We start from the raw sequence: 20479 nt of genomic DNA, 5'->3' as shown, positions 1-20479 counted from the left end.
CCGGTGTGCTGAAAAGCGTTGACCGGCAAAACCGCGTTCGCTAATCTATCACTATACAAAATAAAGATTTCGCAATGTGAAATCTATCGAGGGAGGTTCCTTTGAGTTCCGTCCGGTACGACGTCAACCTCTCGATCCTGTTCACCGAACTCGACCTGCTGCGGCGACCCGCGGCGGCGAAGGCCGCCGGGTTCGACGCGGTCGAGTACTGGTGGCCCTTCCCGGCCGCGGTGCCCTCGGATCGCGAGGTCGACGCGTTCGTGCGGGCCGTCTCCGACGCCGGCGTCGCGCTGGTGGGCCTGAACTTCTTCGCCGGAGACCTGCCGTCCGGCGAGCGCGGCGTGCTGTCCGACCCGAAGCGCGCCGGCGAGTTCCTCGACAACCTCGACGTCGCCGTCGGCATCGGTGACCGGCTCGGCTGCCGCGCGTTCAACGCGCTCTACGGCAACCGCATCGACGGCGTCGCACCGTCCGAACAGGACGACGTGGCGACCGAGAACCTCATCCGCGCGGCGGCGGCGACCGCGCGCATCGACGGGCGAGTGCTCATCGAACCGGTCAGCGGCGTGCCGACCTACCCGCTGCTGACGGCCGCGGACGCGCTGCGGGTCGTCGACCGGGTGCACGAGGAAGGCGGCGTGGACAACCTGCGGCTGCTGTTCGACCTCTACCACCTGACGGTCAACGGCGACGACCTCGACGCGGTGATCGAGCGGCGCGCGCACGACATCGGCCACGTGCAGATCGCGGACGCCCCGGGCCGCGGCGAACCGGGCACCGGGGACATCGATTTCGACCACTACTTCGCCGCGCTCGACGCCGCCGGATACACCGGGTACCTCGGCCTCGAGTACAAGCCGAGCGGGGCCAGCGCGGACAGCTTCGGCTGGCTCGCGCGCTGATCCGCAGCACACCGCAGGGAAAGGGAGGCACCACGACGATGAGCAAGATAGGATTCATCGGCCTGGGCATCATGGGCGGCCCGATGGCGGCCAACCTGGTCGCGGCCGGGCACGAGGTCGCCGGGTACAACCGCAGCCGGGCCAAGGTCGACCAGCTGGTCGCCGACGGCGGCACCGCCGCAAGCAGCGTCGCCGAGGCGGTCGCGGGCGCCGAGGTCGTGTTCACCATGCTGCCGGACTCGCCGGACGTCGAAGCCGTCGTGCTCGGCGAGGACGGCGTGCTGGCCCACGCGCAGCGGGGCGCGCTGCTCGTCGACTGCAGCACCATCCGCCCCGACACCGCCCGCCGCGTCGCCGAAGCCGCGGCGCAGCGGGAGGTGCGGGCGCTCGACGCGCCGGTCAGCGGCGGCGAGCCCAAGGCGATCGACGGCACGCTGTCGATCATGGTCGGCGGTGCGGCGGACGCGTTCGCCGCCGCCGAGGACGTGCTCGGCGCCGTCGGCGCCACGATCGTCCACGTCGGACCGGCCGGTGCCGGGCAGACCGTGAAGGCGGCCAACCAGCTCATCGTCGCGGGCAACATCGGCCTGCTCGCCGAAGCGCTGGTGTTCCTGGAGGCGCACGGCGTCGACACCGAGGCCGGACTGGACGTGCTCGGCGGCGGCCTCGCGGGCAGCAGCGTGCTCAACGCCAAGGGCGCGAAGATGCGCGACCGCGAGTTCGGCCCCGGCTTCCGCCTCGAACTGCACCACAAGGACATGGGAATCGTGCAGGCCGCCGCCCGCGAAGCAGGCCTCACCGCACCCCTCGGCACCCTGGTCGCCCAACTCGTCGCCGCTTCTGTGGCTCAAGGTGACGGCGCCCTCGACCACTCAGCCCTGCTGAAGCAGATCACCCAGCTGAACGGCCGCTCTTGAGTTCGATGGCTTTTGTAGGGGGTCGCTCTGCGGAACCTCAGCGGCTTCCTCGCTGCGGGATCGATTTCTGATGTATGTCCGATACACAGCGAAATCGCTGTCCTCGCGAGGAAGCCGCTGAGAACCCGCCGGTGGTCACCTTGCTCTGGCTGGTCACTGCTCAGCGGCTCCGCCGCTGACAAGAAACGGACCAGGCGCCATCCGCACGAACTCGCAGAGCAGCGGAAGCACGACCAGCACAGAAGAGAAACGAGTCGGCGGCTCCAATGCCGCCAAGCGATCAGTGCCGCCGACCCGTTCTGGCAGATGCGCGTCCGAAGCGCCACATCCGAGAGGAATTCCTACACCATGCCCAAAGTCCCTGTCATGCAGGCTGTGGTCGACGTCCTGGAATCCGAGGGAGTCGACACGGCGTTCGGTTGTCCCGGCGCCGCGATCCTCCCGCTGTACGCGGCGCTGGAACACCGCGACATCAAGCACCTCATCGTGCGCCACGAGGAGGGCGCCACCCACATGGCCGACGGGTGGGCGCGGACCAACGGGCGCGTCGGCGTCGCCATCGGCACCTCCGGCCCGGCGGGCACGAACATGATCACCGGCCTCTACACCGCGCAGGCCGATTCCATCCCGATGCTGTGCATCACCGGCCAAGCGGTGTCCTCGAAGCTGCACCAGGAGGCCTTCCAAGCGGTCGACATCGTGGAGATCGCCAAGCCCGTCACCAAATGGGCGGTGCAGGTCAAGGAAGCCGCCCAAGCACCGTGGATCTTCCGGGAGGCGTTCCGCACCGCCCGCTCCGGACGTCCCGGACCGGTCCTGATCGACCTGCCGCTGGACGTCCAGCAGCAGGAGATCGACTGGGACCCCGAGATCGACGCGCCGCTGCCCGTCGCCGCCGTGCACCCGCACCCGCCACGGGTGGAGAAGGCGCTGGACATGCTGCTCGAAGCGGACCGGCCGCTGCTGCTGGCCGGGGGAGGGGTCCTGCTGGGAGACGCCCACGAGCAGCTGCGCGAGCTCGCCGAGCGGCTCGGCATCCCGGTGCAGACCACGCTGATGGGCAAGGGTTCGTTCCCGGAGGACCACGAGCTGTTCGCGGGGATGACCGGCATCCAGACCAGCCAGCGCTACGGCAACGAATCGTTCCTCGAATCCGATCTGGTGCTGGCGCTCGGCGCGCGGTTCGGCGACCGGCACACGGGCGCGCTGGAGGTCTACCGCGGGGCGCGCAAGTTCATCCATGTCGACATCGAGCCGACCCAGATCGGCAAGGTCTTCGGGCCCGACCTGGGCGTCGTGTCCGACACGGGCCTGTTCCTGACGGCGCTGCTGGAGGCGGTCGAGCGCCGCGGACCGACGAAGCGCTACGGCTCGTGGGCCGGGCGCGTCGGTGAGCTGAAGCGGACGTTGACCAGGCCCGACCACTACGACGCGGTGCCGATCAAGGCACCGCGGGTGTTCCGGGAGATCAACGCGCTGTTCGACCCGGACACCTACTTCGTCACCGCGATCGGGCTCTACCAGATCTGGTCCGGTCAGTTCCAGACCGCGCACAAGCCCCGCCACTACCAGGTGTGCGGGCAGGCGGGCCCGCTCGGCTGGGAGATCCCGGCGGCCATCGGCGTGAAGTCCGCCGAGCCCGGCGCGGAGGTGGCGGCGGTCGTCGGCGACTACGGCTTCCAGTTCCTCGTCGAGGAGCTGGCCGTGGCCGCGCAGTACGACATCCCGTTCGTGATCATCATGTTGAACAACGAGTACCTCGGGCTGATCCGGCAGGCGGAACTCGGGTACGAGATGAACACCGAGGTCGACATCCACTACGACACCCACGGCACCGACAACGTCAAGGTGATGGAGGCCTACGGCTGCTCCGGGCGGCGCGTGTTCGAACCCGGTGAGCTCGCGACGACGATCGAGTGGGCCCGCAAGGAGGCCGTGGCGACGAGCCGCCCGGTGCTGGTCGAAGTGATGATCGAACGGGAGGCGAACACCCCGCGCGGCATCCGGATCGACGCGATGATCGAACCCGAGGAGGTGCCGCTCGGCTGAGTTCCCCGGCCCGCGGGTGGTGACCGCACCCGCGGGCCGCGCCCGCCCCGCTGCGGGGATCACGCCGGGAGGACGCCTTACGCTGGTGGGCACAGCCGGCGAGGAGGAACTTGTGCCTGTGACAGAAGAGCCGGACGCGGAGGCGCGCGTCCCGCTGCGCGACCAGGTGTACGGCACGCTGCAGGCGCGGATCAGCGATGGTCACCTCCGTCCCGGTGACCGGCTGTTCGAGCAGGAGCTCGCCGCGGAGTTCGGCGTGTCCCGGGTGCCCGTCCGCGAAGCGATCCGGATGCTGCAGAGCGCGGGGCTGGTCGAGGTGCTGCCGCGGCGGCGCGGCGTGTTCGTCCGGAGCCTGGACCGGCGGCAGCTGGAAGAGCTCTTCGACGTCCGCGAGGCGTTGGAGGCGCTGGCCGCGAAGCTCGCGGCGCAGCTCAGCGACGCCGACGACGTGGGGCGGCTGGGGCGGCTGGCCGCGCAGGCGCGCGCCGCGCTGGACTCGTCGGACGTGGACGCCATGTCGGAGGCCAACACCGCGTTCCACGACGAGGTCATCGCGTTGTCCCGCAACGAACTCCTCACGTCGATGCTGGAACCGCTGCACGGCCGGTTGGCGTGGTTGTTCCGGGTGAACCCGGAGCCGGAGCGGGTGTGCGCCGAGCACGACGAGCTCTACGCCGCGGTCGCGGCGGGCGACGGCGCCCGCGCGTGGGAAGTCGCGCAACGCCATGTCCAAGCAAGCCGAACAATGGTCCTGCAGCGTATGACGTTCTGAATTTGTTCTTGCTTTGGCGAGGTGTCCGGGTGGCGGAACCTCAGCGGGCTTCTCGCTGCGGGATCTTTTTCCCAAGTGGCTCCGCCACGAGGGAAAAAGCTGTCCTCGCGAGAAGCCCGCTGAGAACCCGCGGGTGGTCGGGCTGCGTGCGTGGTCACTGCTCAGCGGCTTCGCCGCTGACAGGATCAAGGCGCGTTGGGGGTGGTTGGTCCCTTGACTCGGGCTCACCTCGCTTCTAGGTTGCGTATACGTGTAGATATACTTTCGTTCTGCGGAAAGTTTTGTCCGCTGGGCGGTGGGTGAGCGGGTTCAGGGAGGTGCCGCGTGGCCGAATCAGCCACCGGATCGGCGTTCGACGTGGTGTTCCGCGCGCATCGGCTCATCGGGCCGCACGGGGAGACGTCCGGCAGCGTCGGCATCCGGGACGGGCGCATCGCGGCCGTGGAACCGCTCGACGCGGCCCTCGACGCCGCCGAGGTCGTCGAACTCGCCGAGGACGAGGTCCTTCTGCCCGGTCTGGTCGACACCCACGTGCACGTCAACGACCCCGGCCGCACCGAGTGGGAGGGCTTCGAGACCGCCACCCGGGCCGCCGCCGAGGGCGGCATCACCACGCTCGTCGACATGCCGCTCAACAGCCTCCCGCCGACGATCGACGCCGCCGCCCTGGAGCTCAAGCGCGACACCGCGAGGCCCAAGGTCCACGTCGACGTCGGCTTCTGGGGCGGCGCCGTGCACGGCAACCTCGGTGAACTGCGGGAGCTGCACGAGTCCGGTGTCTTCGGCTTCAAGTGCTTCCTGCTGCACTCCGGCGTGGACGAGTTCCCGCCGCTGGGCCCGGCCGAGCTCGACGAGGCGCTGCAGCTGCTCGCCCGGCACGACGCGATGATGATCGTGCACGCCGAGGACTCCGACGCGATCGAGCACGCCCCGACCGCGCACGGCGAGGACTACGGCGGTTTCCTGAGCTCGCGGCCCCGCGGCGCGGAGAACGTCGCCATCGCGCAGGTCATCGAGCTCGCGCGTCGCACCGGTGCCCGCGTGCACATCCTGCACCTGTCGTCCTCGGACGCGCTGCCGATGATCGCCTCCGCGCGCGCCGACGGTGTCAAGATCACCGTCGAGACCTGCCCGCACTACTTGAGCTTCACCTCCGAGGAGATCCCCGACGGCGGCACCCAGTTCAAGTGCTGCCCGCCGATCCGCGAGGCGCGCAACCGCGAGCTGCTGTGGAAGGGGCTCGTCGACGGGATCATCGACTGCGTCGTGAGCGACCACTCGCCGTGCACGCCGGAGCTGAAGCGCTTCGACAGCGGCGATTTCGGCGTCGCCTGGGGCGGGGTGTCCAGCTTGCAGCTCGGCCTGTCCGCGGTGTGGACGCAGGCGCGGGTGCGCGGACGCGGCCTCGCCGAAGTGGTCGACTGGATGTCGCGCAAGCCCGCCGAGGTCGCCGGGATGCGCCGCAAGGGCGCCATCGCGGTCGGCCACGACGCCGACCTGTGCGTGTTCGCGCCGGACGACGCCTTCGTCGTCGACGTCGGCAAGCTGCGCCACCGCAACCCCGTCTCGCCGTACCACGGGCGTCCGCTGGCCGGGGTCGTGCGCGGAACCTGGCTGCGCGGGCGCCGCATCGTCGGCCCGGACGTCGAGACGACCGGCCCGCACGGCCGACTCCTCAACCGCGGCGACGCCTGAGGCCCACCGCCTGAGCGGTCGCTTTCCGCCGATGTCCCCAAGTTGCGGGGACATCGCGCGGTCGGGCGGAGCCGGTCAGCCGATGCGGTGAGCCGAGATCGCGCCGTGCGGTCGTGCTCCCGGATCCGCACGGGTGGTGTGGTCGACGACGGTGAAGCCCGCGTCCTCGATCGCGCGGCTGAGCACCTCGATCGGCCAGAAGTACGCGGTGGTGACCGCGTGGTCGAACGGCTCCAGCTCGGGGCCGTTGCAGAATCCGACGAGCAGTCCGCCGCCGGGCTCGACGACGCGGGCGAACTCGGCGAGCGCCGCCGGCATCCGGTCCGGGTGCAGGTGGATCAGCGAGTACCAGGCGAGGACGCCCGCGAGACCGGCGTCCGGGACGTCGAGCCGATCCGCGCGCCCCGCCCGGAACCGGACGTCGGGGAAGCGAACCCGGGCGCCGTCGAGGAATTCCGCTGTCGGATCGACTCCCGCGACGTCGATTCCCTGCTCGTGCAGCCAATGCGTCCAGTGGCCCGGTCCGCATCCCACGTCGAGGATCGGCCCGTCCGGCTGCGCGTGCGCCCAAGCGCCGATCAGGTCCTGGTCGGGGGCGGCGGTCGCTTCGATGTTCCCGAGGAGATCGGTGTACTCCGCGGCACGCTGCCCGTAGGCCGCACTCGCACGTTCGACAGTCACCCGCCGTATCTTCACAGACGCCCACCGCAAGGTTGATCGGGGTCCACGCCAGGGAGGCGGCGGGCGGTTCGTCGCCCACCAGGGCGCAGCAACTGATCTTCGCGACCGTTCTAGCGCCGACCGGAGTCCGTTGTCCCGGACGCGGCCTGGACGTGGCAGGCGAGGGTGAAGTTGTTCAGGCTGCAGGGGCAGCGGCTCGTTCGGGTCGAGAGTGCGGCGTCCACCGTGGTCTCGTCGGCCCTCGTCCCCTTCAGCGCGGGCCCCGGACGCCGCCCCGGCGAGAACGTCGTCGAGCTCACCGCGGGTACCTGAACCGCGGAACTTCAGCCGGTGGCGCGGAAACGCGTCGTGGCGGCTAGCGCGGCGGCGACGCTCGGGTAGGTCGGGACGGTGCCGGTCCAGCCCGCGGCGTGCAGCGCGCGGTCCACGCAGACCGGTCCGTCGACCAGGCGCAGCGCCGTGGAGCGGCTCGTGGCGCTCCGGTGCGCGTGGGCCAGCAGGCGCAGGCCGGTGACGCCGAGGAAGCGCAGCCCGGACAGATCGATGATCACGGTCTCGGCGTCCGAGGACAGTCGCGGCGCCAGCAGTTCGTGCAGGCGCGGAGTGGTCTCGGCGTCGAGCTCGCCCGCCACGTGCACCACGGCGGCGGCGCTGGTGGGGCGGGACGATCCCAACTCCAGGGAAGCCGGGGGAGAAGCGGCGGCCACCGGGTCGATCGGCCCGCGAGCGGGGCCGAACGCGGTGGTGGTCTCGTGCGGGAAGAAAGCGGTCACGACTGCCTCCTTGACGGTGGGGCAGCCAACGAAGGGAACAGACGATCCCGTAACGACATCATCGTCTCGCGCCGTGCGCCCCGCGCGGGACGTCGAATCCCGAAGTGAGAACCGACGCGAACACTCCGATCAGGCTGTCGCGTTCGTTCAGGCGGGCCGGGTGCTCGGCGCGCCCGACTTCACCGTCCCAGCGGGGAGGCGGTCTTGTCCAACTCCCGGTGTGCCCGCTCACCACGCGGATGTGCCGCTGCGGCGCCGAAATCGCCGGGCAGCGGCCCCGGCCACCCGCGTCGCGTGCCGAGCGCGCGCAACCGTGCATGTGTAGCTCCCCGTGCGCGCGGGTAAGCACTGATCACGACTCGCCGGCCGCGTGCTCCGAGCAGAGGTTCTTGCGGCCGGCCGCGAACGAGGAGGCCAAGACACCCGTGAGTGCTCCGACCACCGTCGCCGACCACATCCTCGCCCGCCTGGCCGAGTGGGGCGTGCACCGCTACTACGGCTATCCCGGGGACGGTATCGGCGGGATCTTCACCTCGCTGCGGACCCGCGAGTCCGCCGAGTTCGTCCAAGTGCGCCACGAGGAGACCGCGGCGTTCGCGGCCTGCGCCGACGTCAAGTACGGCGGCAGCGCGATCGGGTGCTGCGCGGTGACCAGCGGACCGGGCGCGATCCACGCGCTCAACGGGCTCTACGACGCGAAGCTGGACAACCAGCCGGTCGTCGCGCTGCTCGGGCACACCGCGCAGACCGCGCTCGGCGGCGGCTACTACCAGGAAGTCGACCTGCTGAGCCTGTACAAGGACGTCGCGGGCGCGTACTGCGAGCAGCTCGCGGTGCCCAGCCAGGTGCGCCACCTCGTCGACCGGGCCTGCCGCACGGCGTTGGCGCAGCGCACGGTGACCGCGCTCGTGCTGCCCAGCGACGTGCTCGAAATGGAGGCGGTCCCGGAGCCGCCGCACGAGCACGGCTACTACCGGACGTCGTCGGTGCCGAGCTCGTCGATCACCACGCCGGACCCGGTGGCGCTGCGCGAAGCGGCCGAGGTGCTCGACTCGGGGGAGAAGGTCGCGATCCTGGCGGGAGCGGGTGCTCTCGGCGCGGGCGACGAACTCACCGCAGTGGCGCAGCGGCTGGGCGCGGGGGTCGCGAAGGCCCTGCTGGGCAAGACCGCGCTCGACGACGCACTGCCGTGGGTGACCGGCCCGATCGGGCTGCTCGGCTCCACGGCGAGCTGGCACCTGATGCGCGAGTGCGACACCTTGCTGATCGTCGGTTCGACCATGCCCTACACCGAGTTCTACCCCGCGCCCGGCCAAGCGCGGGCGGTGCAGATCGACGTGGACGGCACGCGGTGCGGGACCCGCTACGACACCGAGGTCAACCTGGTCGGCGACGCCGCCGCCACCTTGGAGGCGCTGCTGCCGTTGCTGCGCGAGCGGACGGATCGCGGCTGGCGGGAGCACGTGGAGACGTGGACCCGGCGCTGGGATTCCTACAGCGAGGCGCGGGCGACCGCGGACACCTCCGGTCTCAACCCCGAGTTCGTGGTGCGCGAGCTGTCCGCGCGGCTGCCCGACGACGTCATGGTCTCCGCCGACTGCGGCACCGCGACGAGCTGGTACGCGCGCACGCTGGAGATGCGGCCGGGGATGCTGGGCAGCGTGTCCGGCACCCTGCTGTCGATGGGCGGTGGTCTGCCCTACGCGCTCGCGGCGAAGTTCGCGCACCCGGGGCGTCCCGTGGTCGCCCTCGTCGGGGACGGTGCCATGCAGATGAACGGGGTCAACGAGCTCATCACCGTCGCGAAGTACTGGCGGGAGTGGGCGGATCCGCGCTTCGCGGTGCTCGTGCTGTCCAACGACGACCTCTCCTACGTCACGTGGGAAACGCGGGCGATGCTGGGGGACAAGCCGTTCCCCGACGCCCAGCACCTGCCCGAGGTGCCGTACGCGAAGTGGGCGGATCTGCTGGAACTGCGCGGAATCCGGGTGGACGCGGCGGAGCAGGCGGGTGCCGCGTGGGACGCGGCGCTGACCGCGGACCGCCCCACCGTGATCGATGCCCAGGTCGACGCGGCCGTTCCGATGATCCCGCCGCACGTGACGGTGTCGCAGGCGCTGAACACGGCCCGTTCCCAGCTGGCCGGTGATCCCGACGCGTTGCGGATCATCGCCGACGGCATCCGCGAAACCGTGGGAGCGAAGGCCCGCTCGGTGCTCCAAGCACCGAGCTCGTGAACGCACCGGAAACTGGCCACAATGGACGGACATCCGGCGAGTTCCCGCCCGCTTCCCGGTCACCCGCCGAACCGCGCCGCACCTGGTTCAACTCCCCGCAATTTCGCGAGAAATTGCGCCACCCCCGATACGAGATCAACGGTTGTTCGTGCTGGTGGAGTTGCATTTTCGGGGGCGCTTCCGAGGGGGTGGGTCGTCAATTTCTCGCGAAATTGGAGCCGGGGTCACCGGGTGGGGATTCTCGGGTGGGGAGGTTTGGGGGCTCGGTCAGCGGGCACCCGGGGGGCCGACGTTGCGGACCCACGCAGGATCGAGGTGCTGACGCGATGACCACCGCACGGGAAATCATGACCGCACAACCCGAATGCGTCGCGACCGACGACAGCCTGGCCTTGGCGGCGCAGCAGATGCGCAGGCTGGGAGTGGGTGCGCTCCCGATCTGCGGGCCCGACCAGAAGGTCAAGGGCGTGCTCACCGACCGCGACATCGTCGTGCGCGGTCTGGGCACCGGCAAGGACCCCGGCCAGACGAACTCGGGCAGCTTCAACGACGGTGCGGCCGTGACGATCGGCGCCGACGACCCCGTCGACGAACTGCTCGACGTGATGATCGAGCACCAGGTCAAGCGCCTACCGGTGATCGACGGATCCAAGCTGGTGGGCATGGTCTCGATCGCCGACGTGGCCCGCAACCTCTCGCACCCCGACGCCGGTCGGCTCGTCGATGCGCTGTCGATGGCCTGACCCGGCCCCCACCCCGGCCCTGAACCAGGACCGGGGCGGCAGTGCGCGAAAAGCAGAAAACCGTTCCACCTCAACAACTTCCGGACAATCCGCCGAGGCGCGGCACGACAAGGGTCCTTGCAGAAAGATCTTTTGATCGGCGCCCTGTCGGCGGCGAAGCCGCTGAGCGGTGACCGGCTTGAGCAAGAAGACCACCGGCGGGTTCTCAGTGGCTTCCTCGCGAGGACAGCTTTTTCCCTCGTGGCGGAGCCACTTGGGAAAAAGATCCCGCAGCGAGGAAGCCACTGAGGTTCCGCTGAGCGACCCGCTACGAAGGCCACCCGCGAGAAACCTCAATCCGGCAGCAGGTTCTGCACGGTGACGTCCAGTGGGGTGAGGCGGGCCGAGGAGTTCGGTCCGAGGAACGCCGCGAGCCGCGGCGCCAGGTCGGCGCACGCGGCCCGCAGCGGGTCGACGAGCCGCAGCAGCGCGCGCTCCGGCAGGCGCTTCTCGTGCCCGGCGATGGAGATCGATCCGATCGCCCGGCCGCTGTCCGGGTCGAAGATCGGGGCCGCGATGCCGTTGAGCGCGGGGTGGTTGTCGCTGAACGACAGCGCGTACCCGGTCTCGCGGATCCGGGCCAGCAGCGCGTCGAGGCCGTTGCGCTTGGGCGTGCCGTCGCCGCGCAGCACTTCGCGGGCCTGATCGTCGGGCAGGAACGCCAGGATCGACGTGCCCCCGCAGCCGGAGGTCAGCGGGGAGCGCTCCCCGACGGTGCTGCCGAGCCGGTCGGGGTTGTGCGGCGGATCCTCCGACATGATCACCACGCGGTGCGTCCCGCTGCGCAGGTGCAGGTGCGTCGTCTCCGAGGCGCTCGCTGCCAACCGGGCCATCGCGGGCCTCGCCAGCCGCAGCAGCGCCGGTCGGGGGCCGATGAGCGAGGACAGCGCCACGGCGCGGCTGCCGACGCGGTAGCCGCTGCGGCCGACGTGGTCGACGTAGCCCTCGTCCTGGAGCACCCGCAGCGACCGGTAGGCCTTGGACTTGCTCAACCCCGCCTTGGCCGCCACCACGTCCAGGTTCGCCGGTTGTTCCAGACCGGCCAGCGCCTCCAGCACGTGCAGCACGCGCGCCGGCCCGGAGAGCTCGTCGTCCATCCCGCCACCCTCGTTGGTTGCAGATGCTGTCACTCCGCTTGGTGATGCTGCCACGGCTCGCCGACGCTGTGAATCCACCGGGCCCGCCGGGCAGGCCGGGCGCAGAGCAGATCCAGGAGTGTTGATGACGAGCTCACGGCGGAACATGGCGCTGATCGCGTTCCTCCAGGCGCAGAACTGTTCCAACTACGTCGGTTCGTGGCGCGCACCGGGTTCGGCGAGCGATTTCCTGACCGCGGACTACTTCACGCGGATCGCGCGCACCTTGGAGCACGGCGGGTTCGACCTGGCGTTCTTCGACGACCGGCTGGCGATGCCGGACATCTACGGCGGCAGCCACGAACTGGCGGTCCGGCACGGTATCCGCTCGGTCAAGATGGATCCGACGGTGGTGATGCTGGCGATGGCCATGGCCACCCGGCACCTCGGCGTCGCCGCGACCTACTCCACGACCTACTACGAGCCGTTCCACGTCGCCCGGCACTTCGCCACCGCGGACCTGATGACCGGCGGGCGCACCGCGTGGAACATCGTCACCTCGCTCAACGACTCGGAGGCGGCGAACTTCGGGCGCACCGAGCACCTCGACCACGACCTGCGCTACGAGCGGGCCGACGAGTTCGTCGACATCGTCACCCGCATGTGGGGCAGCTGGGAGTCCGACGCGCTGATCCTCGACAAGCGCAGCGGCGAGTTCGCCGACCCCGCCAAGGTCCACCGGTTGGAGCACGAGGGCGAGTTCTTCACCTCGCACGGGACGTTCCCGGTGCCGCGCTCGCCGCAGGGCAGGCCGGTGCTGCTGCAGGCGGGGGCGAGCGGGCGCGGCCAGGCGTTCGCGGCCCGCTGGGCGGACGTGATCTTCACGCACTTCGCGAACGTGGAATCCGGCGCCCGCACCTACACCCGGCTGCGGCAAGGGGTCGAGGACGCCGGTCGCGATCCGGACTCGGTGGTGATCGCGCCGCTGATCAACGTGGTGACGGCGGAGACGGCGGAGCTGGTGGAGCGCAAGCAGGCGATGCTCGAAGGTCTCGCGCGCGACGAGGACGGGCTGGCGCTGCTGTGCGAGGCGCTCAACACCGACTTCGGCAAGCGCCCCTACGAGGAGCCGTTCACCGACGCGGAACTGCGCGTGATGTCCTACCAGGGGCTGCGCGACCGCGTGATCACGTTGAGCGGCAAGGAGAATCCGTCGGTGCGGGACTTCGTGGAGTTCTCCGGGCGCGGCAGGCTCCGCGAGGCCGAGATCGTGGCGGGCACCCCGGACGTCGTCGCCGACCGGCTGGAAGAGCTCCACGGCACCTGCGGCGACGGTTTTGTGATCGCCGCCGCCTCGGTGCCCGGCAGCTACGACGACTTCTCGCGGCTGATCACGCCGGAGCTGCGGCGGCGCGGGCTGGTCGGGCAGGACTACGCCGCGGACACGCTGCGCGGCAACCTCGGGTTGCCGATGCCCGCGGAGGTCGCGGTATGAGCGGCGAGGTCACCGTCCTGACGCCGACGGGCATGCTCGGCTACGGCTACCGGGAAGCGGACTTCGAGTCCTGCGTGCGCGCGGGAGTGGACGCGATCGTCGTCGACTCGGGTTCCACCGATCCGGGGCCGTCGATGCTGGGGCTCGGGCACACCCTGGTCACCGAGGAGTCCTACCTGCGGGACCTGCGGCCGATGGTGCGCGCGGTGCACCGGCACCGGATTCCGCTGCTGATCGGCTCGGCCGGTGGGGCCGGCACCGACGAGCAGGTGGACCAGATGGTCGAGCTGCTGCGCCGGATCGCCGTGGAACAGGGCATCGCGCTGCGCGTCGCGGCGATCTACTCGCAGCTGCCGCGCTCGGTGGTCCGGGAACGGTTGGCGCAGGGCAGGATCGAACCGAACGCGCGCGGCGAACTGCCCTCTGAGTCCGATGTGGACTCGTCGGAGGCCGTGGTGGCGCAGATCGGCGCCGAACCGTTCGAAGCGGCCCTGTCCGGGCCGGTGGACGTGGTCGTCGCCGGACGCGCCTACGACCCCGCGCCGTACGCGGCGTTCCTCGTGCCGCGCGGCATCGAACCGGGAATCGCCTGGCACATCGGCAAGATCCTCGAATGCGGCGGTGTCTGCGCGGAGCCGAAGGGCGGCGGTGCGCTGGCGACGGCGCGCGCGGACTCCTTCGACATCAAGCCGATGGGACCGGAGCAGCGGTGCACTCCGCTGTCGGTGGCCGCGCACACGCTCTACGAGAACAGCAGGCCCGACCTGCTCGCCGGCCCGGGCGGCGTGCTCGACGTCGGCGGCTGCGCGTACGAGCAGCTCGACGAGCGCACGGTGCGCGTCAGCGGCAGCAGGTTCGAGCCCACACCGCGACGGCTGATCAAGGTGGAGGGGGCCGCGATCACCGGGCACCGGTGCATCTTCATCGGCGGGATCCACGACCCCGTGCTCATCGGGCAGCTGGACGACTTCCTGGCGCGCGTCGAAGCGGAAACCGCCGAGCTCCACCCGGAACTTGCGGCCGGGTCCGCGAGCGTGCGGTTCCACGTCTACGGCCGGGACGCGGTGATGGGGCAGCGGGAACCGAACCCGGTGCCGGGCCACGAAGTCGGCATCCTCGGCGAGGTCGTCGCGGAGACCCCGGAAGCGGCCAAGGCGATCTGCACCAGCGCGCGGATCGGGGTGCTGCACCTGAACTACCCCGGTCAGCTCGCCACCGCGGGCAACCTGGCGCTGCCCCTGACCCCGCTGGACAACCCGATCGGACCGGTGTGCGCGTTCAGCCTCTACCACTTGATGGAGGCCGACGGGCTGGAGCACGCCGTGGTGCGCGAGGAGGTGGGCGCATGACCGCCCTGCGCGAGCTGGCGAAGGTGATCCGCAGCAAGAACGCCGGACCGCACGAGATCACCTTCGACGTGATGTTCACCGACGAAGCGACCTTCGCACGCGTCCGCGACAGCGGCGTGCTCACCCCCGAACGCCTCGCGCGGCTCTACCGGGCGGACGTCTCGCACGTGCGGGTGTGCACGTTCTTCGCACCCGCGCTGGCGTTCAAGCTCACCCTGGTCCGCTTCGGCGACCAGGGCGGCGCGGGCGAGCGCGACACCTTCGGCGCGCAGCAGCACGCCCCGCTGCTCGACGTGGAGGTGCCGTGATGGGCGGGCCGCGGCTGCGCCCGGTCGCGGATCCCACCGGGCTGCGGCAGGTGTTCGGCACCGTGCCCGCCGGGGTGCTGGCCGTGTGCGGGCTGGACGGCGAGGTCCCGGTGGGCATGGCGGCGAGCAGCTTCACCTCGGTGTCGCTGGACCCGCCGCTGGTGTCGGTGTGCGTGCAGCGCACCTCGACGACGTGGCCGGTGCTGGCCGGGCTGCCGCGCCTCGGGCTGAGCGTGCTCGGCGCGGGGCAGGACGAGCTGTGCCGCCGCCTGTCCGCGCGCGGCGTGGACCGGTTCGCCGGGACGCGGTGGAGCTCGACCGGCGGGGGAGCGGTCCACGTCGACGACGCGGTCGCCTGGTTCGAGTGCGCCCCGCACGACGACCTGCCCGCGGGCGACCACCGGATCGTCCTGCTCCGGGTCCTGGCCACCGCGACCGTTCCGGCCGCCGAACCGCTCGTGTTCCACGGCGGGAAGTACCGATCGCTGTCGATCGGCTGAGGGCCCGCGTTGATCGTGGCCCGCGCGGCGGGGCGGGTGCCGAGCCGGTCGCCGCTCGGCGGTTCCGCCGCTGACGGGACGGCGCTCGACGATGCCGTTCACCCCGAACGGGGAACGCGCCACCCGACCGATCTCGAAAGGCCCTGACGCGTTCCTCGACGAAACCGCTGGTGTTCTTCCCGTGCTCAAAGGAGAGTCATGGACAGCACTGCTGACGCCGCACCCGCGGCCCCCGACGAACGGCGCGTGCTCGTCGCGCGCCTGGACCGGTTGACGAAGACGACCCGCACGCACCGCACCTGGATGGTGCTGCTGGGCAGCCTGTTCATCGCCGACCTGGCCGACCTCAACGTCCTGTCCTACGCGGCACCGGCGATCCGCGAGCAGTGGGACCTGTCGGTGGCGCAGGTCGGCCACCTCACCTCGCTGTCGTTCATGGGCATGTTCTTCGGCGCGATCGTCGGCGGGCGGCTCGCCGACCGGTTCGGCCGCCGCCGCGTCGTGATCACGGCGACGCTCTTCTACTCGGTGGCGTCGATCCTGTGCGCGCTCGCCCCGAACCTCGCGCTGCTCGGCGTGTTCCGGCTGCTCAGCGGACTCGGCGTGCAGGCCGTGACCGGGGTGCTGATCGTCTACGTGGCCGAGATGTTCCCGCAGCACAAACGCGGGCGGATCCAGGCGTTCATGCTCGGCATCGGGCTGCTGGGCGTGCCGTTCATCGCCGGTGCCGCGCGGCTGCTGGTGCCGATCGGCCCGGACTCGTGGCGCTGGACGTTCGTCGTCGCCGCCGTCGGGATCGTCCCGGCGATCGCGGCCTGGTTCAAGCTGCCGGAGTCGGCTCGCTGGCTGCTGGTCCAGGACCGCGAAGCCGAAGCCGACGTGATCATCACGAAGTTGGAGCGGGAAGCGGGCCTCACACCCGACCAGGACGTCGTGCTCGACGCCGAGCCGGTGCGGGGCCGCTCGCGGGTGCCCGTCACCGAACTGCTCCGCGGTCGCACCCGCAAGATCACGATCGTGGCCTCGCTGGTGATGGTCTTCGACATCCTCGGCTTCTACGGCTTCAACGCGTGGGTGCCGACGCTGCTGGTCGAGCAGGGCTACAGCCACGAGACCACGCTGACCATCACCACGATCTTCGCCATCGGGCCGTTCGCCGGCGCGTTCGCCGGGATGCTGGTGGCCGACCGCTGGGAGCGCAAGACCGTCAGCCTGGTGCTGGCCGCGGTCAGCGGCGCCGCGATCGTCGTGTTCGCCGTCAGCGGTGAGCTGTGGCTGGTGGTGCTCGGCGGGTTCGTCGCCACCGTGCTGCTGCAGACCAACACCGCCGTGATCTACAGCTATCTGCCCGAGGTGTTCCCGACCGCGCTGCGCGGTGCGGGCGCCGGGCTGGCCAACGGGATGGGGCGGCTCGCGGGCACCGTCAACGGCGTGCTGATCGCCGCGGTGTTCGCGTTCGCCGGGTTCAGCGGCGCGTTCATCGCCGCCGCGCTGTTCATCCTGTGCGAAGGCCTCGTCATCTTCTTCTTCGGCGAGCGGACCACGGGCCGCCGCCTGGCCGACACCGTCGATCACCCGGAGGAGCAGCGCGCATGACCGCACCGCAGACGTTGTCCGCCCGCATGGCCGAATTCGTCTCGGCCACGACCTTCGACGACATCCCCGACGCGGTGCTCCACGATGCCCGCAACCACGTCCTCGACGCGCTCGGCAGCGCGCTCGGCTCGTCGGCGATGAACTTCGGCGACGCCGTGCACACCGCCGCCCAGCGCCTCGGCTCGGGCCAGGAGGCGCACGCCGTCGGATACGGCACCGCGCTGCCCGCTCCGTCGGCGGCGCTGGTCAACGGCACGCTGATCCACGGCTTCGACTTCGACGACACCCACGTCGGCGCCGTCTACCACGCCACCGCGCCCGCGCTGGCGGGCGCGCTCGCGGCGGCGGAGGAGGCCGGGGCGAGCGGCAGGCGGCTGCTGCTGGGCTACGTGCTCGGCATGGAGATCGGCTGCCGGATCGCGGAGGCCGGGGCCGGGCGGTTCCACGCCCGCGGCTTCCACCCCACCGGCATCGCCGGGACGTTCGCCGCCGCGTGCGCGGCCGCGAGCATCCGAGGCGTCGCACCGGAGACCGTGCGCAACGCGCTCGGGCTCTGCGGGAGCCAGGCCGGTGGGCTGCTGGAGATCCGCAACTCCTGGCTCAAGCGCGTGCACCCCGGCTGGGCGGCGCACTCCGGGCTGATCGCGCTCACCCTCGCCGAGTCGGGGTTCAGCGGCCCGGTGACGGTGTTCGAGGGGACCAAGGGCCTGTTCGCCACGCACCTCGGGTTCGTCCCCGACGCGGCGGGACTCGGGCTGGACACCCTCGGCGAGCGCTGGATGACCGCGGAGACCGCCTACAAGCCCTACCCGTGCTGCCACTTCACCCACGCCTTCGCCGACGCCGCCTTCCAGGTGCTCGACGAGCTCGGGGTCGCCACGGTGCGGGCCGCCGACGTCACCCGGATCGTCTGCCCCACCTCGCCGGGCGTGATGCCGGAGGTGACCGAACCGGCCGCGGTGAAGATCGCGCCCGCCACCACCTACGACGCCATGTTCAGCGTGCAGTACGCGGTGGCGAGCGTGTTGGTGCGCGGCAGGCTGGACCTCGCGACCTTCTACGACGACCCGCTCGACGACCCGGAGGTGCTGGCCGTGGCGCGGCTCGTCGAGTGCCCGCCCGACCCGGACAGCGACTACCCCGCGCGCTTCCCCGGCGAGGTCCGGCTGCACCTCGGGGACGGCCGGGAGATCACCCGCCGCGTCACGGCGAGCCGGGGCACGCCGGGAAACCGCTTCACCGACGAGGACGTGATGGCGAAGTTCCTCGGCAACGCGACCCGCAGAACGTCCCGCGAGCAGGCGGAAACGGTCGCGCGGACCGTGCGGGGACTCGGCGTCGAGTCCGATGTGGACTCACTGGTGATGTCGCTGGACGCGGAGGTGCGGCGGTGAGCACGACGATCAGCGCGGCGGTGCTGCGCGGAGAACCGGGCCCCGAACCGGACTTCGCGCGGTTGTCCGTCGAACAGGTGCGGCTCGACGAACCCGGCGACGGCGAAGTGCTGGTGGACGTGCACTTCGCGTCGCTGTGCCACTCCGACCTGTCGGTGCTGACCGGCGATCGGCCCCGGCCGCTGCCGATGGTGCTCGGGCACGAGGCCGCCGGGGTCGTGGCGCGCACCGGCCGGTCGGTGACGGAAGTGTGCCCCGGTGATCCCGTGGTGTTCACCTACGTCGCGTCCTGCGGGCGGTGCGGGTTCTGCCGCGACGGCCGCCCGGTGCTGTGCTCGCGGGCCCACGCGGGCAACACCGCGGGCGAGCTCGCGGCGGGCGGACGCCGGTTGCGCGACGCGGACGGGGAACCGGTGCACCACCACCTCGGCGTGTCCGCGTTCGCGGAGCGGGCCGTGGTGGACGCCGCCTCGGTCATCCCGGTACCGGCGGGAACGGACCTGCGCACCGCGTCCCTGCTCGGGTGCGCGGTCAGCACCGGAGTGGGCGCGGTGGTCAACGCGGCCCGGGTCGGACTCGGCGAGTCGGCGGCGGTGTTCGGCTGCGGCGGGGTGGGGCTGGCGGCGGTGCTCGGACTGCGCGCCGTCGGAGCCGCGCCGATCATCGCCGTCGATCGCCACGACGCGCACCTGGAACGGGCGTTGGAACTCGGGGCCGACCTGGCCCTGCACGCGGACGAGTCGACCGCGGAGCGGATCAGGGAGGCCACCGGCGGCGGAGCGCACCACGCGTTCGAAGCCGCCGGTGCCGTCGCCGCGGTGGAATCGGCGTACCGCGGCCTGCGCCGGGGCGGCAGGCTCACCATGGTCGGCCTGGCGAACCCGGCGGCGCGCTGGCCCGTTCCGCCCGCCGAACTCGTCGCGCACGACGTCACCGTCTCCGGCAGCTACCTCGGCTCCGGCGTGCCGCGGCGCGATGTGCCCCGCTACGCCGCGCTGCACGGCGCGGGCCGGTTGCCGGTCGACCGGCTCGCGGCGTCCACCTCGATCCCGCTGTCCGAGGTCGCCGAAGGCATGGCGCGGCTGCACGCCGGGTTCCCCGGTCGCATCGTCATTGACATCGCCGCGAGAGGAGCACGATCGGCATGACCTACCGCCTCTACGCCCTGCGCTACGGCATCGGGCACCGGACGGCGCCGGAGAACTACGCGCCGACCCCGGGGTTCCGGTACCCGGAGACCGACCAGTCGCTGCACTGCTTCTGCTGGCTCGCCGTCTCCGACGAGCACGTCGTCCTCGTCGACGTCGGCGCCGACGAGGCCACGGCGCGCCGGCGCGGCATCGACTACGAGCGCGACCCCGCGGAGTCGGTGCGCCGGCTCGGCCTCGACCCGGCGGCGATCACCGACGTGGTGCTCACCCACCTGCACTGGGACCACGCCGGGAACCTCGGAGCCTTCCCGAACGCGACGTTCCACGTGCGGGAGGCCGAACTCGCCTACGCCACCGGACCGTCGATGGCGCACCGCTTCCTGCGCCGCCCGTACGACGCGGACAAGGTCTGCGAGCTCGTCGCCCTGCTGCACCGCGGGCGGGTGCGGCTGCGCGAAGGCGAGTACGAGGTCACCCCCGGCGTCACGGTGCACCCCGCGGCGGGCCACACGCCGGGCTCGCAGGCGGTGCGGGTCCCGACCGCGCGCGGCCCCGTCGTGCTCGCCTCCGACGCCCGGCACTACCTGGACAACCGCGTCGGCGGCGACTCCCCCGACGGCGCGCCGTTCTCGGTGGTGGTGCGGACCGACGACTACTGCGACACGTCCGTGCGCCTCGACGCGCTCGCCCCCGGCCAGGTCATCCCGGGCCACGACCCGGCGGTCTCCCGCCACTACCCGCGGGCCCTGCCCGACGACCCGCTGATCCGCAGGCTGGACGTGGCACCGACGGCGGGGTGAGA

At 71.4% G+C, this 20479-nt stretch carries 19 protein-coding genes; 16 read left to right on the top strand and 3 right to left on the bottom strand.

Going from position 1 to position 20479, the window contains the following annotated elements:
* Window positions 1-101: 101 nt before the first annotated feature.
* From BJ969_RS18330 to allB, 5 genes are all read left to right on the top strand, one after another.
* Window positions 102-902 (top strand): hydroxypyruvate isomerase family protein, encoded by an 801-nt coding sequence (locus BJ969_RS18330; RefSeq protein WP_184480337.1) that lies wholly within the window; start codon window positions 102-104, stop codon window positions 900-902.
* Window positions 902-1819: a 2-hydroxy-3-oxopropionate reductase gene (locus BJ969_RS18325; protein WP_343071715.1), complete on the top strand. Its 918-nt coding sequence runs from the start codon at window positions 902-904 to the stop codon at window positions 1817-1819. The genes BJ969_RS18330 and BJ969_RS18325 overlap by 1 nt, the downstream gene beginning before the upstream one ends.
* A gap of 366 nt (window positions 1820-2185) precedes the next feature.
* Window positions 2186-3868, top strand: a complete 1683-nt coding sequence (gene gcl, locus BJ969_RS18320) for a glyoxylate carboligase (RefSeq protein WP_246456955.1) — start codon at window positions 2186-2188, stop codon at window positions 3866-3868.
* A gap of 112 nt (window positions 3869-3980) precedes the next feature.
* A complete protein-coding gene (locus BJ969_RS18315; RefSeq protein WP_184480331.1) occupies window positions 3981-4640 on the top strand; it encodes an FCD domain-containing protein in 660 nt (219 codons plus the stop codon).
* Window positions 4641-4964: 324 nt separating this feature from the next.
* Window positions 4965-6335, top strand: coding sequence for an allantoinase AllB (gene allB, locus BJ969_RS18310; RefSeq protein ID WP_184480329.1), 1371 nt, complete (start codon window positions 4965-4967; stop codon window positions 6333-6335).
* A gap of 75 nt (window positions 6336-6410) precedes the next feature.
* Here allB and BJ969_RS18305 read toward each other — a convergent pair whose 3' ends face one another.
* The gene (locus BJ969_RS18305) at window positions 6411-7016 is read right to left on the bottom strand and encodes a methyltransferase domain-containing protein (RefSeq protein WP_184480327.1); all 606 of its coding nucleotides are present in this window, start codon (window positions 7014-7016) and stop codon (window positions 6411-6413) included.
* Between the two features lie 171 nt (window positions 7017-7187).
* On the opposite strand from BJ969_RS18305, the gene BJ969_RS18300 reads away from it, so the two are divergent.
* The gene (locus tag BJ969_RS18300) at window positions 7188-7328 is read left to right on the top strand and encodes a hypothetical protein (protein ID WP_221315873.1); all 141 of its coding nucleotides are present in this window, start codon (window positions 7188-7190) and stop codon (window positions 7326-7328) included.
* Between the two features lie 11 nt (window positions 7329-7339).
* On the opposite strand, the gene BJ969_RS18295 is transcribed toward BJ969_RS18300, so the two are convergent.
* Window positions 7340-7789, bottom strand: coding sequence for an anti-sigma factor antagonist (locus BJ969_RS18295; RefSeq protein ID WP_184480323.1), 450 nt, complete (start codon window positions 7787-7789; stop codon window positions 7340-7342).
* Between the two features lie 425 nt (window positions 7790-8214).
* Between BJ969_RS18295 and BJ969_RS18290 the strand changes: the two genes are divergently transcribed.
* A complete protein-coding gene (locus BJ969_RS18290; protein WP_343071475.1) occupies window positions 8215-10026 on the top strand; it encodes a thiamine pyrophosphate-requiring protein in 1812 nt (603 codons plus the stop codon).
* A 326-nt stretch (window positions 10027-10352) separates the two neighbouring features.
* Complete coding sequence (locus BJ969_RS18285) at window positions 10353-10769, top strand: CBS domain-containing protein (RefSeq protein WP_184480319.1); 417 nt, start codon at window positions 10353-10355, stop codon at window positions 10767-10769.
* A gap of 332 nt (window positions 10770-11101) precedes the next feature.
* Here BJ969_RS18285 and BJ969_RS18280 read toward each other — a convergent pair whose 3' ends face one another.
* Window positions 11102-11905: an IclR family transcriptional regulator gene (locus BJ969_RS18280; protein WP_184480317.1), complete on the bottom strand. Its 804-nt coding sequence runs from the start codon at window positions 11903-11905 to the stop codon at window positions 11102-11104.
* A 124-nt stretch (window positions 11906-12029) separates the two neighbouring features.
* Between BJ969_RS18280 and BJ969_RS18275 the strand changes: the two genes are divergently transcribed.
* The 8 genes from BJ969_RS18275 (at window position 12030) to BJ969_RS18240 (ending at window position 20477) form a co-directional block, all read left to right on the top strand.
* Window positions 12030-13379: an NtaA/DmoA family FMN-dependent monooxygenase gene (locus BJ969_RS18275; RefSeq protein WP_184480315.1), complete on the top strand. Its 1350-nt coding sequence runs from the start codon at window positions 12030-12032 to the stop codon at window positions 13377-13379.
* A complete protein-coding gene (locus tag BJ969_RS18270; protein ID WP_184480313.1) occupies window positions 13376-14728 on the top strand; it encodes an acyclic terpene utilization AtuA family protein in 1353 nt (450 codons plus the stop codon). Before BJ969_RS18275 ends, BJ969_RS18270 begins: the two co-directional genes overlap by 4 nt.
* On the top strand, window positions 14725-15036 hold the full coding sequence (locus tag BJ969_RS18265; RefSeq protein WP_184480311.1) for a DUF4387 domain-containing protein: 312 nt from the start codon (window positions 14725-14727) through the stop codon (window positions 15034-15036). Before BJ969_RS18270 ends, BJ969_RS18265 begins: the two co-directional genes overlap by 4 nt.
* Window positions 15036-15536, top strand: a complete 501-nt coding sequence (locus tag BJ969_RS18260; RefSeq protein ID WP_184480309.1) for a flavin reductase family protein — start codon at window positions 15036-15038, stop codon at window positions 15534-15536. The genes BJ969_RS18265 and BJ969_RS18260 overlap by 1 nt, the downstream gene beginning before the upstream one ends.
* A 198-nt stretch (window positions 15537-15734) precedes the next feature.
* Window positions 15735-17132 (top strand): MFS transporter, encoded by a 1398-nt coding sequence (locus BJ969_RS18255; RefSeq protein ID WP_184480307.1) that lies wholly within the window; start codon window positions 15735-15737, stop codon window positions 17130-17132.
* Complete coding sequence (locus BJ969_RS18250; protein ID WP_184480305.1) at window positions 17129-18526, top strand: MmgE/PrpD family protein; 1398 nt, start codon at window positions 17129-17131, stop codon at window positions 18524-18526. The genes BJ969_RS18255 and BJ969_RS18250 overlap by 4 nt, the downstream gene beginning before the upstream one ends.
* Window positions 18523-19674 (top strand): zinc-binding dehydrogenase, encoded by a 1152-nt coding sequence (locus tag BJ969_RS18245; RefSeq protein ID WP_184480303.1) that lies wholly within the window; start codon window positions 18523-18525, stop codon window positions 19672-19674. The genes BJ969_RS18250 and BJ969_RS18245 overlap by 4 nt, the downstream gene beginning before the upstream one ends.
* Window positions 19671-20477, top strand: coding sequence for an N-acyl homoserine lactonase family protein (locus BJ969_RS18240; protein WP_184480301.1), 807 nt, complete (start codon window positions 19671-19673; stop codon window positions 20475-20477). Before BJ969_RS18245 ends, BJ969_RS18240 begins: the two co-directional genes overlap by 4 nt.
* Window positions 20478-20479: the final 2 nt, after the last annotated feature.

The organism is Saccharopolyspora gloriosae (genome assembly GCF_014203325.1).
GTDB classification, from domain to species: Bacteria; Actinomycetota; Actinomycetes; order Mycobacteriales; family Pseudonocardiaceae; genus Saccharopolyspora_C; species Saccharopolyspora_C gloriosae.
The sequence above is the reverse complement of the archived record's forward strand: the minus strand, read 5'-3'. Positions and strand labels throughout refer to the sequence as shown.

Bases quoted from the DNA above. Each gene is read 5' to 3' on its own strand.
- BJ969_RS18275 (WP_184480315.1), top strand. From the start codon at position 12,030: ATGACGAGCTCACGGCGGAACATGGCGCTGATCGCGTTCCTCCAGGCG.
- BJ969_RS18255 (WP_184480307.1), top strand. From the start codon at position 15,735: ATGGACAGCACTGCTGACGCCGCACCCGCGGCCCCCGACGAACGGCGC.
- BJ969_RS18270 (WP_184480313.1), top strand. From the start codon at position 13,376: ATGAGCGGCGAGGTCACCGTCCTGACGCCGACGGGCATGCTCGGCTAC.
- BJ969_RS18260 (WP_184480309.1), top strand. From the start codon at position 15,036: ATGGGCGGGCCGCGGCTGCGCCCGGTCGCGGATCCCACCGGGCTGCGG.
- BJ969_RS18285 (WP_184480319.1), top strand. From the start codon at position 10,353: ATGACCACCGCACGGGAAATCATGACCGCACAACCCGAATGCGTCGCG.
- BJ969_RS18265 (WP_184480311.1), top strand. From the start codon at position 14,725: ATGACCGCCCTGCGCGAGCTGGCGAAGGTGATCCGCAGCAAGAACGCC.
- gcl (WP_246456955.1), top strand. From the start codon at position 2,186: ATGCAGGCTGTGGTCGACGTCCTGGAATCCGAGGGAGTCGACACGGCG.
- BJ969_RS18250 (WP_184480305.1), top strand. From the start codon at position 17,129: ATGACCGCACCGCAGACGTTGTCCGCCCGCATGGCCGAATTCGTCTCG.
- BJ969_RS18280 (WP_184480317.1), bottom strand. From the start codon at position 11,905: ATGGACGACGAGCTCTCCGGGCCGGCGCGCGTGCTGCACGTGCTGGAG.
- BJ969_RS18240 (WP_184480301.1), top strand. From the start codon at position 19,671: ATGACCTACCGCCTCTACGCCCTGCGCTACGGCATCGGGCACCGGACG.